Origin of the sequence: Halorubrum xinjiangense, assembly GCF_900102375.1 — an archaeon.
Lineage (GTDB): Archaea > Halobacteriota > Halobacteria > Halobacteriales > Haloferacaceae > Halorubrum > Halorubrum xinjiangense.
Genome location: NZ_FNBO01000009.1, coordinates 60,557 through 75,026 on the forward strand (window position 1 = coordinate 60,557; position 14,470 = coordinate 75,026).

14 protein-coding genes and 1 pseudogene are annotated in these 14,470 nt (G+C 70.5%); 9 read left to right on the top strand and 6 right to left on the bottom strand.

The window, feature by feature from the left end; genetic code table 11:
• The first annotated feature begins 8 nt into the window (after positions 1-8).
• The gene (gene nasA / locus F3H13_RS10995; protein ID WP_188128052.1) at positions 9-2,102 is read left to right on the top strand and encodes an assimilatory nitrate reductase NasA; all 2,094 of its coding nucleotides are present in this window, start codon (positions 9-11) and stop codon (positions 2,100-2,102) included.
• Between the two features lie 27 nt (positions 2,103-2,129).
• Positions 2,130-2,411 carry a DUF6360 family protein gene (locus tag F3H13_RS11000; protein ID WP_149799074.1) on the top strand — a complete coding sequence of 94 codons (282 nt, stop codon included), beginning with the start codon at positions 2,130-2,132 and terminating at the stop codon, positions 2,409-2,411.
• 54 nt (positions 2,412-2,465) lie between these two features.
• Here F3H13_RS11000 and hjc read toward each other — a convergent pair whose 3' ends face one another.
• From hjc to F3H13_RS11015, 3 genes are all read right to left on the bottom strand, one after another.
• On the bottom strand, positions 2,466-3,014 hold the full coding sequence (hjc, locus tag F3H13_RS11005) for a Holliday junction resolvase Hjc (RefSeq protein ID WP_149799075.1): 549 nt from the start codon (positions 3,012-3,014) through the stop codon (positions 2,466-2,468).
• A 203-nt stretch (positions 3,015-3,217) separates the two neighbouring features.
• Positions 3,218-3,589 (bottom strand): rhodanese-like domain-containing protein, encoded by a 372-nt coding sequence (locus tag F3H13_RS11010; protein WP_149799076.1) that lies wholly within the window; start codon positions 3,587-3,589, stop codon positions 3,218-3,220.
• Between the two features lie 100 nt (positions 3,590-3,689).
• Positions 3,690-4,256: an NADPH-dependent FMN reductase gene (locus F3H13_RS11015; RefSeq protein WP_149799077.1), complete on the bottom strand. Its 567-nt coding sequence runs from the start codon at positions 4,254-4,256 to the stop codon at positions 3,690-3,692.
• 563 nt (positions 4,257-4,819) lie between these two features.
• Here F3H13_RS11015 and F3H13_RS11020 point away from each other — a divergent pair.
• The 4 genes and pseudogenes from F3H13_RS11020 to F3H13_RS16660 all read left to right on the top strand — a co-directional run.
• Positions 4,820-6,244 carry a phosphoglucomutase/phosphomannomutase family protein gene (locus tag F3H13_RS11020; protein WP_149799078.1) on the top strand — a complete coding sequence of 475 codons (1,425 nt, stop codon included), beginning with the start codon at positions 4,820-4,822 and terminating at the stop codon, positions 6,242-6,244.
• Positions 6,245-6,381: 137 nt separating this feature from the next.
• Positions 6,382-6,753 carry a hypothetical protein gene (locus F3H13_RS11025; RefSeq protein WP_149799079.1) on the top strand — a complete coding sequence of 124 codons (372 nt, stop codon included), beginning with the start codon at positions 6,382-6,384 and terminating at the stop codon, positions 6,751-6,753.
• A gap of 61 nt (positions 6,754-6,814) precedes the next feature.
• Entirely contained in the window at positions 6,815-7,558 is a 744-nt protein-coding gene (locus F3H13_RS11030) for a DNA polymerase sliding clamp (RefSeq protein WP_149799080.1), read from the top strand.
• Positions 7,559-7,658: 100 nt separating this feature from the next.
• Positions 7,659-8,129: pseudogene (locus F3H13_RS16660) on the top strand (hypothetical protein); the annotation flags it as partial.
• 162 nt (positions 8,130-8,291) lie between these two features.
• On the opposite strand, the gene F3H13_RS11040 reads toward F3H13_RS16660, so the two are convergent.
• From F3H13_RS11040 to F3H13_RS11050, 3 genes are read right to left on the bottom strand one after another with little or no spacing between them, the layout of a single operon-like run.
• Entirely contained in the window at positions 8,292-10,115 is a 1,824-nt protein-coding gene (locus F3H13_RS11040; protein ID WP_149799082.1) for a histidine kinase N-terminal 7TM domain-containing protein, read from the bottom strand.
• A 57-nt stretch (positions 10,116-10,172) separates the two neighbouring features.
• On the bottom strand, positions 10,173-11,594 hold the full coding sequence (locus tag F3H13_RS11045) for an MFS transporter (protein WP_149799083.1): 1,422 nt from the start codon (positions 11,592-11,594) through the stop codon (positions 10,173-10,175).
• A gap of 49 nt (positions 11,595-11,643) precedes the next feature.
• The gene (locus F3H13_RS11050; RefSeq protein ID WP_149799084.1) at positions 11,644-12,237 is read right to left on the bottom strand and encodes a DUF7474 family protein; all 594 of its coding nucleotides are present in this window, start codon (positions 12,235-12,237) and stop codon (positions 11,644-11,646) included.
• Positions 12,238-12,370: 133 nt separating this feature from the next.
• Between F3H13_RS11050 and mdh the strand changes: the two genes are divergently transcribed.
• The 3 genes from mdh to F3H13_RS11065 all read left to right on the top strand — a co-directional run bounded on the left by mdh (position 12,371) and on the right by F3H13_RS11065 (position 14,112).
• Positions 12,371-13,285: a malate dehydrogenase gene (gene mdh, locus F3H13_RS11055; protein WP_149799085.1), complete on the top strand. Its 915-nt coding sequence runs from the start codon at positions 12,371-12,373 to the stop codon at positions 13,283-13,285.
• A 67-nt stretch (positions 13,286-13,352) separates the two neighbouring features.
• Positions 13,353-13,541: a DUF7554 family protein gene (locus F3H13_RS11060; protein ID WP_121597111.1), complete on the top strand. Its 189-nt coding sequence runs from the start codon at positions 13,353-13,355 to the stop codon at positions 13,539-13,541.
• Between the two features lie 13 nt (positions 13,542-13,554).
• Positions 13,555-14,112 carry a 2'-5' RNA ligase family protein gene (locus F3H13_RS11065; RefSeq protein WP_149799086.1) on the top strand — a complete coding sequence of 186 codons (558 nt, stop codon included), beginning with the start codon at positions 13,555-13,557 and terminating at the stop codon, positions 14,110-14,112.
• The last annotated feature ends 358 nt before the right edge of the window (positions 14,113-14,470 follow it).

The following is a 14,470-nucleotide window of genomic DNA, read 5'->3' on the forward strand; positions in this document are numbered from 1 at the left end:
CCACCTGTATGCGGTGCGCGGTCGGGTGCGGTCACCTCACCGGGCGGGTCGACTCCGGGTACGGGATCGACGGCGTCCGCGGGGACGTCGCACATCCGACGAACCGCGGGCTCGCGTGTTCACGCGGCGTCGAGGAGACGCAGGACCCCGACGGCGAGTGGCTGACGCGGCCACACGTCCGGCGGGGGGGCGAACTGCGCCGGACCACGTGGGACGTCGCGCTCTCGCGGGTCGTCGACGAGTTCCGCGACGCGCTCGACCGGGACCGCGACGGCCTCGCGGTGCTCGGGAGCGGCCAACAGACGAACGAGGCCGCCTACGCCCTCGGGAAGCTGGCCCGGGGCGGCTTCGGGACGCGACACTACGACGCGAACACGACGCTGTGCATGGCGAGCGCCGTGACGGCGTACAACGAGGCGTTCGGGAGCGACGCGCCCCCGCCGACCTACGACGACATCGGGGACGCGGCGACCCACGTCGTCTGGGGCGCGAATCCGGCCGTGGCCCATCCGGTGCTGTTCCGGTGGATCGCCGAGAGCGCGGGCGAGGACGGGAGCCGACTGATAGTCGTCGACCCCGTCGAGACGAAGACCGCGAAAGCGGGCGACCGCCACGTCGCGCCCGACCCGGGGACCGACCTCGCGCTGGCGCGGGCCGTCCTCGCCCGAGCTATCGAGCGCGGCGACGTCGACGAGGCGTTCGTGGAGGCGGCGACGACCGGTTTCGAGGCGCTCCGGGAGTCGCTGCCGGAGCCGGAGTCCGCGGCGGCGACCGCGGGCGTCTCCCCCGCGACCGTGGACGCGCTCGCGGACGCGCTCCGTGATCCGACGCTCGTCTACTGGGGAATGGGCGTCAACCAGAGCGCGCAGGGGACCGACACGGCCGGCGCGCTGATCGACCTCTGTCTCGCCACGGGGAACATGGGACCGGGAAGCGGCCCCTTCTCGCTGACCGGCCAAGCGAACTCGATGGGGACCCGCGTCTGCTCGTCGAAAGGGTCGTGGCCGGGGATGCGGTCGTTCGGTGACCCGGCCGAGCGGCGGACGATCGCCGAGGCGTGGGGCGTGCCCGTCGAGCGCCTCCCGGATGACTCCGGCCCCGGACCGGTCGGGATCTGCGAGGCGATAGACGGCGGCCCCGTCGAAGCGGTGTGGGCCGTCGCGACGAACCCGGCCGCGGGCCTGCCCGACGCGTCGGCCGCCCGCGAGCGCCTCCGGGAGACGTTCCTCGTCGTTCAGGACGCCTTCCACACCGACACGACCGAGCTGGCGGACGTCGTCCTCCCGGCGGCGACGTGGGGCGAGTCCGAGGGCACGGCGATGAACATGGAGCGACGGATCTCCCGCGTCCGCGCCGCGTCGGACCTCGCGCCGGCCGTCCGGACCGACCTGGACATCATCACGGCGATCGGCGAGGCGATCGCGCCCGGGCTGTTCCCGGCGACCGAGCCGGCGGCCGTGTTCGACGAGTTCGCCGCGCTGACCGCCGGCACCGACGCCGACTGCTCCGGCGTCTCGTACGACCGGCTCCGGGAGGAGCGGGCCGTCCGCTGGCCCGCCCCGTCCGCGAAGTCGGCGGGCGGCTACCGGTACTACGACGACGGCGAGTGGTCGTTCCGGACGCCCTCCGGCCGCGCCCGGTTCTCGACCGGAACGCACGGCGAGGTCCCGGAGCCGACAGACGAGTCGTATCCGCTCACGCTGACGACGGGCCGCGAGCCCGACGGGTACAACACCGGGATCCGGTCGCGGGACGAGGGGGCGGACCCCGCGGTTGTCGCACGGGTGAACCCGGACACGATCGCGGACCTGAACGGCGGGCACGCGTTGGGCGACGAGGCGGCCGTCGAACCCGGCGAGACGGCGCGTCTCTCCTCCCGCCGCGGGTCGATCGCCGTCCGCGTCGCGACCGACACAGCTGTCCCCGCGGAAATGGTCTGGCTGCCGATCCACCGCGCCGCGACGAACGACCTGACGCTTCCGGCCACCGACCCGCGCTCGAACGAACCGAACTACAAGCAGTGCGCGGTCGCACTGGCGCCGGCAACCGGCGAGACCGCCGCGGAGGAGCCGCATCGAAGCAAGCCGACCGCCGACGACTGAACGCGGAGCCGCCACACCACGCAACCCATGTCAAACCGAATCACGACCGTGAACGCGTACACGACGCTCGACCTCGTCGCCGCCCGGGTCGAGACCCACGAGACGACCCTGTCGCTCGACGGGGTGGTCGACGTCGCCGTCGCGGACGACTCGCCGGATCGCGTCGTCTTGAGCGTCGAGTTGGACACCGTCGGCGTCGACGAGATACCGCCGCACGCCGACCGCGTCGAGTTGACCCCAGAACAGGCGGAGACGCTGGCCGACGACTTACGGGAGTACGCCGATGACGCGAGGGGCGAGTCCGACTGAGAACCATGCCGCTCCGGCGGTCACGTCACAGCGAGAACCGAGCCGATCCGGCGGTCAGAGCACGTCGAGTGCGTCCTCGACCGGCATGTGGCCGTCGCGGACGGCCTCTAAGATCGTTCGGCGCTCCTCGGTCTCCGGGTCGGTCGCGTCCGCGTCGTCGCCGTCTCCGCCCACCTCCGCGAGCGTCACCTTCTCCGTCTCGCCGACGAACTCGGGAAAGTCGGTGCCGTCGGCCAGCGCTTTCTCCTTCTTCACACGATACGAGCCGGCGTCGGTGGTGTAGAGGTCACCCGGGTGGAAGAAGAACCAGTCCTCGCGGTCGAACCGCACCGCGATCCGCGCTTTCGCGCCGAAGTTCCGCGCGAAGAACAAAAGCGCCTCCACCTCCTCGCCGGTGAGGTAGATGGGGTCGCCCGCGCTCGATTTCGCCTCGATGGCGTAGAACGTCTCGCCGTCGCCCGCGAGCACGTCGGGGAGCTCCCGCTCCGTGGCGGAGCCGCTGGCCGGCGCGCGCATCACGGCGAACCCCGCCTCGTCCAAGGCGTTTACCAGCTCGCGCTCGCGGCGGTCCCCCTTCCGGTTAGCGGACACGGTCGTCGTCACCCGGTTCGGTCATGGGGGTCGTAGACGGGAGCCGGGCAAAAGCCCGGCGGGTCGGCTGTCCACCGGTCGCCGGGTAGTCCCCTTCGCGCAGCGCCGTCGCGGGTCGGTCCCCCTCGCGCAGCGCCGTCGCAGGGCGGTCCCCCTCGCGCAGCGCCGTCGCAGGGCGGTCCCCCTCGCACCTCGCGTCACTCGCGTTACTCGCGTCACTCGCGCAGCCGCCACCACAGCGACCGGATCCGGTAGCCGAGCGACCCGCGCTCGTACCCGTTCCAGCCGCTCATCCCGCCGGCGAGCGTCGACGCCTCGTAGCCCGACTCGTCGAGCACGCGGGTCGCGCGCTTGGCGACGATCCCCATCTTGCAGACGGTGACGACCTCGCGGTCGTCGGGCACCTCGTCGAGCCGGCGACGGAGCGCGGCGTCGTCGCCGCTCCGGAGGTCGTCGTACACGGGGACGTTCCGGCTCCCCTCGATCGCGCCGCCCTCGTAGTCCGACGCGGGGCGGATGTCCAGCAGGAACGGCTCGTCGTCGGTGCCGAGGCGCTCGTCCAGCTCGTCCGGGCGGATGCGACTCATCGACGAACGGTTAGCCTCGCGGCGGAAATCCCTGCCGACCGCGGCCGCGATCGGTGCTCGACGGTCGCCGCCGCCCTCACCTCGACGGTCGCCGCCGTCCTCACCCCCGCATGCGTTCGGCGTGTTCGACGACGACGCGGCCCAGCCGCTCCGTGCGGCGGCGGAGGTCGTCGTCGGTGATTCGGGGTCCGTCGTCGGGGGTGTCTGCGTCCGTGCCTCCGCCCGTCTCGATCTTCGAGGAGGCGCCCTGAATCCCGACCTCGTGGGGGACTGTCCACGCGTGCACGTTCCGGAACGTCGACCGGAGGTGTTCGAGCGTCCCGCCGTAGGAGCCGCCGCCCGCGGTCGCGAGCAGCCCCACGGCCGTGTTCGCGTACTCGTCGGAGCCGCAGAAGTCGTGGAAGTTCTTAAACGTCGACGAGTAGGAGCCGCGGTAGACGGGCGTGCCCGCGAGGACGCCGTCGGCCTCGCGGACGCGGCGCTTCAGTTCTTCGCTGTCGCCCTGCGCGCCCTCGTCCGGGTGATACAGCGGGAGGTCGACGGCGGCGAGGTCGATCAGGTCGGTCTCCGCGCCGGCGTCGGCCGCGGCGTCGAGCGCGACGCGGAGCGCGGCCCGCGTGGTGCTGTCCGCGCTCCGACTGCCGGAGACGGCCGCGATTCGGGTCATAATCCAGATTCGGGAGCCACTCATTTATAAATAGCCAACTGTCGAACGGCGGAGACCACCGCCAAAGCCCCAGCCGCTCGCTTATAAACACCCGATCACAGATCGACGGAGACCACCGCCAAAGCCCCAGCCGCTCGGCGATACGTGATTTGCGACTCTTCCGAGAACACCTCCAAAGCCCCAGCCGGGAGGCGGGCGCACGCTCGCTGCGGTCCTCAGTCGGTCGCTGCCGCTCCCTCCTTGCGGTCCTTGCGTCACCTGCGCCGCCCTCGCGGCTGCCCCTTTGAGTCCCACCCGACCGCGACCGCACCGCAACCTCACACCTCCCCAGCCTCGTCGGTCGGCCTTCGCTTCGCTCCGGCCGACCGACTCCAGCGAGGGACCGAAGGTCCCTCTGGCAGCCGGCGCGCAGCGCCGGCGACCTCGCGCGTGCGATTCGCGCCCTCCGGGCGCTCACCAGCACGCGCCGCCGGGGTTGTTTATAAAGAGCCGCTATCGACTTGGTCGCGCAAGCCTCGCGACCGACACCGGGCATTATTGTCCCCGCCGCCGACGTGGGCGACATGGATCAGATTGCCTTCGGCACGGACGGCTGGCGCGCGACGCTCGACACCTTCACCGACGAGCGCGTGCGGATCGTCGGCCAAGCGGTCGCCGACCACCTCGACGCCGCGGGGCACGACGGGACGGTCGCGGTGGGGTACGACGCCCGCGAGACCTCGGAGGGGTTCGCCGAGAGCCTCGCCGAGGTGTTCGCCGGCAACGGCTTCGACGTGATCCTCCCCGAGCGCGACTCGCCGACGCCCGTCATCGCCCACGCCATCGTCAATCGCGGGCTCGCCGGTGCGTGTATGGTGACGGCCTCCCACAACCCGCCCGAGTACAACGGCGTGAAGTTCATTCCGCACGACGGCGCCCCCGCGCTCCCCGACGTCACCGAGGACGTCGTCGACCGGCTCGCCGAGCCCGACCTCCTGCCCGAAGCGGAGCGCGGCGAGATCGAACGCGTCGACCTCGTGAGCGAGCACGCCGACGCGGCCCGCGAGGTCGTCGGGCGCGTCGCCGGGACCGGGAGCGGGAGCGGAAGCGGAGGCGACGCGGTCGACCTCTCCGGGCTCACGGTCGCGTACGACGGGATGCACGGGAGCGGGCGCGGCGTCACCGACGCGCTCCTCGAGTCCGCCGGCGCCGAGGTCGTCCGCCTGCGCTGCGAGCGCGACGTGACGTTCGGCGGCGACTCCCCCGAGCCCTCGGCCGAACACCTCGAAGCGCTGGCCGAGCGCGTGACGGACCCCGAAAGCGACGTGGACCTCGGGGTCGCCAACGACGGCGACGCCGACCGGATCGCGGTCGTCACGCCCGAGCGCGGCGTCCTCGACGCCAACCTCTTCTACGCCGCCTGCTACGACCGCCTTCTGGAGACCGACTCGGGGCCCGCGGTCCGCACCGTCTCGACGACGTTCCTCGTCGACCGCATCGCGGAGGCGCACGGCGAAGACGTGTACGAGACGCCGGTCGGCTTCAAGTGGGTCGCCGAAGCGATGGGCGAGCACGACGCGCTGTTCGGCGGCGAGGAGTCGGGCGGGTTCACCCTCCGCGGCCACGTCCGCGAGAAGGACGGCGTGCTGATGGCGCTGCTCGCGGCCGCGACCCACGCGGCCGAGCCGTTCGACGAGCGCGTCGACCGCCTGCTCGACGAACACGGGCGCATCGCCGCGGGGAAGGTGTCGCTCGACTGCCCCGACGCCCGGAAGGCGGGCGTCCTCGACGAGCTGGAGGACCACATCCCGGAGTCCGTCTGCGGCTCCCCCGTCGCGAAGGTCGTCACCCTCGACGGGTTCAAGCTCCTCTTGGAGAACGGCTCCTGGCTGCTCGTCCGCCCCTCGGGCACCGAGCCGAAGCTGCGGGTGTACGCCGAGGCCGACAGCGACGAGGCGGTCACCGAACTCCTCGCCGAGGGGCGCGACCTCGTCGAACCCCTGATCTGAGCGCGGCACGAGCGACAGCCGGTGACCGGTCGGGCCCGCCCGCTCGGACGAGTTTCAGTTTCGCCTTGCGTTCGGCTCGTTTATTTATAAATTAACCTCGTATCGTCGCGTACGGCCTACCCCGGCCGAGAGACGAGATGATCGACGAGCCACTGCCAGCAGCCGAGCGTGACGGAATCGGATCGAACTCAGCCGACGAGCCGCCGGACCGCGACGCGTCCAGCCGCGACGCACCCAGCTACGACGCACCCAGCCGCGACGCGATTGATCCGTCTCGCGAGCGGGCGACGCCCGAGCGTGACCCGCGGGAGGAGCCGGATCGAGCCACGGATCCGCCGCCCGACCGCCCCGACCGGGACGCGGCCTGCGAGTGCGGCCGCGAACCGGTTAGCGAGGGCGACGAGGCGAGCGAACCCGACGGGCGCGAATACCGGCTCGAACGGCTCCGACTGTGGCGAACCGTCGTCACGCTCGCGGTCGTCGTCGCCCGGCTGATCCGGACGCTTTGAGCGGCCGGTCGCCGCTCCGATCGGGTGCCTTTTTAGGTGATACCGCCCTAGCCGAACGTATATGTTCAAGGCCATCGTGGGCGCGTCGACGTTTCAGGACGCGCTCGATTCGGTGAGCGTGTTGGTCGACGAGTGTAAGATCCGCCTGAACGAGGAGGAGCTCTCCATCCGGGCCGTCGACCCCGCCAACGTCGGCATGGTCGACCTCACGCTGGAGGCGGCCGCGTTCGAGTCCTACGACGCCGACGGCGGCGTCATCGGCGTCAACCTCGCCCGCTTGGAGGACATCGCCGGCATGGCCAACTCGGGCGATTTGATCCACCTCGAACTCGACGAGGAGACCCGCAAGCTCCACATCGAGATCGACGGCCTCTCGTACACCCTCGCGCTCATCGACCCCGACTCGATCCGCCAGGAGCCGGACATCCCGGACCTCGATCTCGCCTCCGAGATCGTCGTCGAGGGCGCCCAGCTCGACCGCGGAATCAAGGCGGCCGACATGGTCTCCGACCACATCCGCCTCCGCGTCGACGAGACCGACGAGGCGTTCTTCATCGAGGCCGAGGGCGACACCGACGACGTCAACCTCAAGCTCGACCGCGAGGACCTGATCGCGCTCACCGCCGGCCCCGCGGACTCGCTTTTCAGCCTCGATTACCTGAAGGACATGAACAAGGCGATCCCTTCCGACGCCGAGGTCACCGTCGAGCTCGGCGAGGAGTTCCCCGTCAAGCTCCACTACGGGTTTGCGGAGGGGCTGGGGAAAGTTACTTTCATGCTAGCCCCGAGAATACAAAGTGACTGACGCGGTCTGTCCGACCTGTAACGAGGAATTCAAACGAGTCGGGAGTCACTGGGCGAACGGTTCCTGCCCGTACCCACGGATTCCTCCGCGCAAACAGGAGATGATTCTGGGGTTGCTCATGGGTGACGGTTCGATACCCACGCAGCCTGACGGTAGAAACGGCGTGTTTCACGTCCCGATGGTTAATCGGCAGTTTCTGGAATGGTACGACAATCGGATGGGGCTGTTCACTACCGGAGTGTCATTGAAGAAAACTGCCGAGGAACTCGCCGAGAACAATCGGGAATCCGGATTCAGCCCGAACGCGAAAGCCGAGAATTACCACGATATGTACAGCGTTTGGAGTCGAGGTCATCCATACTTCACCCGGCTCCGGGGTTGGTACGAGTCAGGTACCAAGCGAATACCAGCGGATTTCGAATTAACTCCGAAAATGGCGAAATTCTGGTATATTTCAGATGGATTTCTCGATGTAGATCGGAATCGAACGCCAAGAGCCGAAATTCGAACTCACACTGAGTCAGATCGTTCCGAGTTCCTTCTCGATCTGTTCAGAGAACACGGGTTCGATCCGAATTTTCGACGAGGTACTGTTCGATTCTCCCGAGATGAAACCCGTTCTTTCCTCAACTGGATGGGCACCCCACCGCCCGGATTCGAGTACAAGTGGGTACTCGACTCGCGAGAGCGCTACGATCGCCTGAAGGCACAGGCGTACGGCGAGGCGCACGTCTTATAGATCGTCCACGACCGGAACCGACACCGTCACCCGCGTCCCCCGCGGCTCCCGGTCCGCGTACTCCACGTCGGCGCCGACCGCGGCGGCGCCCCACGCGACGACCCACATCCCCAGCCCGGAGCCGTGTTCGAGGGCGGTCTCCCGCCCAGATTCGACTGCCTCGACCTCGTGGTCGGGGATGCCGGGGCCGTCGTCCTCGACGGTGAGGACGAAGCGGGCGTCGTCACCCAAGGTCTCGCCTTCGGCGCCGCTCTCCCTGCGGAGCGACGTGCGCACCCACGTCCCGCCGTCCTCGCGCTCGGTACCCTCGCCGTCGTGGTGGTCGACCGCGTTCTCCACCGTGTTCTCGACGACCGCCTGAAGCGCGTCGGGCCGTACGCGCGTGACCCAATCGGCGTCGGCGTCCGAACCCCCCTCGACGTCGAGTTCGACCGTCGCCGCGTCGTCCCGCTCGCGGGCGTCCGCGACGACCGAGCCGATGAGGTCGCGGACGTCCGTCGCCACGGCGTCGTTGTCGGCGAGCAGGGTCTCGACCGTGCCCGCCTTCTCACCGAGCGCGGCCAGCGCGCCGGCGCGACGCTCGACGGCGTCGGCCATCTGAACGAGTTCGGGGTCCTCAAGGCGGTCGTGGAGGATCTCGCCGTAGCCGTGGACGACGCCGGCGTCGTTGCGGAGGTTGTGGCGGAGGATTCGGTTGAGCACCTCCAGCTGCTGGCGGCGGCGCTCGCGCTCGGTGACGTCGGAGAGGACGACCGTGTAGCCGACGTGGGTCCCGTTCGGGTCGGTCAGCCGGGAGACCGACACCGCGTAGGTGCGGCGGCCGGTGCCGGCGCCGGCGTCGATCTCGACCGTCTCGCGGGAGCCGCTGCTCGCGTCCTCGTCGGGGCCGGACTCGGCGGCGTTCGGTTGGTCCGGGCTCCCGTCGTCGACCCCGACCGGCAGGTCGAGGAAGTCGGCGAGTGGCCGGTCGCGGGCGGTCTCGGCGTCGACGCCCAGGACCGTTTCGGCGGCGGGGTTGAGCCGGACCACGCGGCGGTCGAGCGCGAGCGCGACGATGGGGTCCCGGAGGTCGTCGATGGCGGTGCGCTCGGCGGCGCGGCTGGTCGTCGGGTTCCGGTCGAACATCTCCGCGCGGTCGAACGCGTACGCGTCGAGCAGGACGTGCGGGACGAACATGATCGGCGCGAGCTGGAGCTGCGGCACCGGGCCGAGCGCCAGCGCCCACGCGACCAGGGCGAACCCGGGCGGCAGCGAGCTCAGCGCGACCGCGGCGCTCTCGCGGCGGTAGAGGGGCCCGTAGCTGAGCAGCGTGTCGACGAGGAGGAAGACCGCGCTGGCGACGAGGACGGTCTCCGCGGCGACCGTCAGGTACGCCCACGGGCCGAACGCGTAGGAGACGGTCTCGACGCCGAAGACCGGGTCGCGGCCGAAGTCGGTCCAGAAGGAGCCGTGGAGCGGGTTCGTGGCGACGAGCGCGGACGAGAGGAGGCCGAACCCGAGGATCGACCCGAACAGGCGGCTCCGGACCACGTCGCTCCGGCCGGTGTACTCCAACGCGAAGCCGAGGAAGGCGATCCCGGTCCAGATCACGCCGAGCCACGTCGTCGCCTCGAGCGCGGCCCGGAGCGTCGGGTCGGCGACGAGGAGTCCGAGCCCGTAGGAGAGACACCACGTTGCCTGCGCGGCGAAGACGCCGAGGAACCAGTCGACGCCGGGACGGCCGCGGTGTTCGCGGACCGCCCACGCGAGCGCGAGCGCCCCCGCCCCGCCAGCGAGCGAGCCGACGGCGGGCCACGCGGGGACGAGGTCGAGGGCCATGCGTGGGAGACGACGGCGACGGCGGGGGTAAAACTGTCGCGCGGCGGCGGTCGAATCTCACTGCCGGCTTCGGCGTCCGAACGCGACCGCCACGGGGACCAGCAGCAGCGCGCCGATCAGGAACGGCGACGCGACGGCGACGGTGTAGAGGACCGCCATCAGCGGCGGACCGACGGTCCGCCCGAGGCTCGACGCGCCCTGCGTCACCCCGAAGGCCGCGCCCTGTTCCGCGTCGTCGGCCGAGGCGGAGACGAGCGTCGCCAGCGAGACGTTGACGAGGGCGTTGCCGAGCGAGAGCGCCGCGAGCGCGGCGAGCAGCGCGAGCAGGGGGAGTGTGAGCCACCCCGGGCCGCCGAGGGCGACGCCGCCCGCGACCCGGTCGACGAGCCCGGTCGCGGGGATCGCGACGAGCGCGACCCCGAGGACGACCGAGCCGGCGGCGACGAGCGTCCGCGAGGAGACGACCCGCGAGAGCCGGCCGACGAGGACGCCCTGATTGATCGCGCCGAGGACGCCGACGTAGGTGATTAAAAAGGCCGCGCTCGTCGCGTCGTAGCCGAACGCGTCCGCGACGTACGGGATGAACATCACCTGAACGCCCGCGAACGCGACCGCAACGACGAAGTACGCGACCGTCAGCGGCCGGAGCGAAGCGGAGGCGAGCGCGTCGCGGAACTGCCCGATCGCGGTCGTCCGGCGGCCGTCGGACTCCGCGGTCGACCGGGTCCGCGCCGGCTCTTCGAGGAAGGCGAACCCGACGGCGACCGCGAGGAAGCTCATTCCCGCCGCCGCGAAGCTCGGCAGGGAGTAGGCGGTGGCCGGGACGACCGCCGGCAGGAGCGCGTCGGCGCGGGCCACCACGGCGTCGGCCGCGAGCAGCCCGCCGATCGCCGGCCCGAAGACGAACCCGAGCGCGAACGACGCGCCGACGAGGCCGAGCGCGCCCGCCCGTCGGTCGCGGGGCGTGATGTCGGCGACGTACGCCTGCGCGGCGGCGATGTTCCCGCCCATCGCGCCCGCGAGCGTCCGAGAGGCGAACAGCGTCGCGAGCGCCGCGACGGGCCCGAAGCGCGCCCCCGCGGCCCCGGCGTAGCCGAACGTCACCCACGCGACCCCGGCGGTCGCGAGCGACGCGAGGAGGACGGGCCGGCGCCCGATCCGGTCTGAGAGCCGGCCGAGCGTGGGCGCCGCGAGGAACTGCGCGAGCGAGTACGACGCCGCGAGCAGTCCGATGAAGGCATCGCTGACGCCGAAGGACCTGACGTAGAAGGGAAGGATGGGGATCACGATCCCGAAGCCGACGAGGTCGATGAACACGACGCCGATCACGACCGCGAGCGCGCGCCGCGGGTTGGCGACCGCCGGGGGTCGGTCGGAGCCGCCCTCGCCGTCGGAGGAGTCGGCGTCCGCGGCGTCGGCGTCCGCGGCGTCATCGAGGCCACCCCCGCTCGACGCCGCGCCGGCTTCCGGATGTGTCACGGCGGTGAGACGGTACGCGGGGACTTAAGCGGGCGGCAGAGAGGAGCGCTCAGAGATGGCGTTCGATGACGCGCTTCGCCGACTGGCCCTTCTCCTTCCAGCCGTACCCCTCGTCGTACACGTGGCGCTTGGCGTCGACGAGCTCCTCGGGGGTCGACTCCTCGAAGCCGCCGCGGTCCCACGCGCCCGACTCGCGGAGCCACTCGATCACGTTCTCGCGGGTCTCGGGCCATGAGAGGCCGACCATCTCGTACCACGCCACCATCGCGAAGACGGCGTTGTCGTGGCAGCCGGGGACGGAGCCGTGCTCGTAGACGGTCCGCATCGGATCGCGGGTGGGCTCGGAGACGCGCTCCTTGAACTCTGCCGCGGTGAGCAGGCGGAGGCGGTCGCCGTCCTCGACGACGCGCTGGTCGCGGCGGAGCGCGCCGAGCGCCGCCTTGTGAAGCCCGCCCCAATCCGCGGGGACCGCGTCCCGCAGCGCCGCCTCCGAGAGGCCGTCGGGCTCCGCGGACAGCACCGACAGGAGGTCCGTGTACGCCTTCTCGACGGTCGGCCAGCTCACGCCCTCGAACTCGCAGTCGGCGTCGTGGAGGCTGTTCGTCGTCCGACAGCCGGGACACGGGTAGCGGAACGTCGGCACTGGATGGGTGTGTGCGGCCGCCGGAGTTAGGGTTTTCGCGACGGGTCGCCGGGAGCGACGCGCCCGAATTAGCACGGACGTTCGTAGGGGTTCCGAAACGTTTACTCGGTGTCCGACCGCGGCTTCACACGGTATGACAAAGGTCAGCGTTATCGGTGCGGCGGGGACCGTCGGAGCCGCGGCCGGCTACAACCTCGCGTTACGCGACGTGGTCGACGAGCTCGTCTTCGTCGACATCCCGGACCAGCGCGAAACGACGATCGGACAGGCCGCCGACGCGAACCACGGCGTCGCCTACGACTCGAACACGACCGTCCGGCAGGGCGAGTACGCGGACACCGCCGGCTCGGACGTCGTCGTCATCACGGCCGGCATCCCGCGGCAGGAGGGGCAGACCCGGATCGACCTCGCGGGCGACAACGCGCCGATCATGGAGGACATCGGCTCGTCGCTCGCCGAGCACAACGACGACTTCGTCACCGTCACCACCTCGAATCCGGTCGACCTGCTCAACCGCCACCTCTACGAGGCGGGCGACCGCAACCGGCACAAGGTGGTCGGCTTCGGCGGCCGGCTCGACTCCGCGCGCTTCCGCTACGTCCTCTCGCAGCGCTTCGACGCGCCCGTCAAGAACGTCGAGGCGACGATCCTCGGCGAGCACGGCGACGCGCAGGCGCCCGTCTTCTCGAAGGTACGCGTCGACGGCCGCGACCCATCGTTCGACGCCGAGGAGAGAGAGGAGATCCTGGGTGACCTCCAGGAGTCCGCGATGGACGTGATCAGCCGGAAGGGCGCCACGCAGTGGGGCCCGGCCACCGGCGTCGCCCACACCGTCGAGGCAATCGTAAACGACACCGGCGAGGTGCTCCCCTGCTCGGTCGTGCTCGACGGCGAGTACGGCTACGAGGACACCGCGCTCGGCGTGCCCGCGAAGCTGGGCTCGAACGGCGTCGAGAAGGTCGTCGAGTGGGAGCTCGACGAGTACGAGGCCGAGCTGCTCGACGAGGCCGCCGAGAAGCTCTCCGAGCAATACGAGAAGATCGCGTAAGGGCAGCTCGCGGACTCGCTCGCCGCCAGCCATCGGATTTTTACCGCTGCCGCGCGCTCCTCCGAGCATGAACCGCGCCGAGATCGACACCGACGACCTCCTGAAGGTCGTGCTGCTGCTCGTCGTCGTGTGGCTTCTCCTGGAGATCGTCGGGGCCGTCCTCGATATCGCCTTCTGGCTGCTCGACGCCCTCCCGACGCTGATCGGGATCGCGCTCGTCGTCGTGATCGCCTTACACCTCACCGATCGGATCTGAGGCGGGAGGCAACGTGTTCAGCCTCAACGTCCCGCTGCCGCCCGCAGTCGACCGCCTCGCGGCCGATCTCCACTCGAAACTGTCGGGCTTCGACCGGGTCCGTGAGCGTCAGACGCTCGTCTGTAAGCGGTTCGGCGCCGCGGACGTGCGGGTCGACGAGGACAAAGGGGCTCGTGAGCGAGGCCCTCCGCCCCGACAGGAGGCCCTCGACCGCCTGCGCGAGCGCCTCCGCCGTCCGCTCGCCGAGGTCGATTCCTTCGAGGTCGCCGCGACCGGAATCGACGTCTTCGACGCGCCGCGGTCGGGGTCGCGGCCGGTCGTTTATCTGGCGATTGAGAGCGGCGCTCTGCTTCGGCTTCACCGGCGGCTCTGTGCGGCGTTCGGTGCGGTAGAGGGGATCGAGGGCGACGAGTACGTGCCGCACGTCACGCTGGCCCGGGGTGGGAATCCGGAGCCGGGGGCGGTCGTCGACCTCGTCGACGCCGAGTTCGACCCGATCCGGTGGCGGGTCCACGCGCTCGACGTGTGGGACCCGGAATATCGGGAGGCTGCCGCGACCGTCGATTTATAAATAATCGGTAGCGGATCAGCGGTGAATGCCTCCGAAGCCTCAGCCGCTCGTTTATAAAGCGCTGATAACGGATCGGCGGTGAACAGCTCCAAAGCCCCAGCCGGCGAGGACTCGCGCGACTCGCTGTCGCCCGAAAATCGGAGATTTTCGGGATGACGAGAGAGCTTCGCTCTCTCGAACCACGCGCCTCACTCGGTCGCTCACTGCGTTCGCTCCCTCGTTGCGGTGCTTGCGTCGTCGAGCGTCGTCCTCGCCGGCTGCCCCTTTGAGTCCCGCCCCGCACAGCAACCGCACCTCACACCTCCCCAGCCTCGTCGCTGGCGCCGGCGGCGCCAGCGACTCCCTCGCGCGTGCTCCT

What these genes read in the sequence shown, in the direction of transcription:
- mdh (WP_149799085.1), top strand. Translation starts at nt 12,371, where the DNA reads ATGACAAAGGTCAGCGTTATCGGTGCGGCGGGGACCGTCGGAGCCGCG.
- nasA (WP_188128052.1), top strand. Translation starts at nt 9, where the DNA reads ATGCGGTGCGCGGTCGGGTGCGGTCACCTCACCGGGCGGGTCGACTCC.
- F3H13_RS11000 (WP_149799074.1), top strand. Translation starts at nt 2,130, where the DNA reads ATGTCAAACCGAATCACGACCGTGAACGCGTACACGACGCTCGACCTC.
- F3H13_RS11025 (WP_149799079.1), top strand. Translation starts at nt 6,382, where the DNA reads ATGATCGACGAGCCACTGCCAGCAGCCGAGCGTGACGGAATCGGATCG.
- F3H13_RS11020 (WP_149799078.1), top strand. Translation starts at nt 4,820, where the DNA reads ATGGATCAGATTGCCTTCGGCACGGACGGCTGGCGCGCGACGCTCGAC.
- F3H13_RS11040 (WP_149799082.1), bottom strand. Translation starts at nt 10,115, where the DNA reads ATGGCCCTCGACCTCGTCCCCGCGTGGCCCGCCGTCGGCTCGCTCGCT.
- F3H13_RS11015 (WP_149799077.1), bottom strand. Translation starts at nt 4,256, where the DNA reads ATGACCCGAATCGCGGCCGTCTCCGGCAGTCGGAGCGCGGACAGCACC.
- F3H13_RS11030 (WP_149799080.1), top strand. Translation starts at nt 6,815, where the DNA reads ATGTTCAAGGCCATCGTGGGCGCGTCGACGTTTCAGGACGCGCTCGAT.
- F3H13_RS11010 (WP_149799076.1), bottom strand. Translation starts at nt 3,589, where the DNA reads ATGAGTCGCATCCGCCCGGACGAGCTGGACGAGCGCCTCGGCACCGAC.
- F3H13_RS11060 (WP_121597111.1), top strand. Translation starts at nt 13,353, where the DNA reads ATGAACCGCGCCGAGATCGACACCGACGACCTCCTGAAGGTCGTGCTG.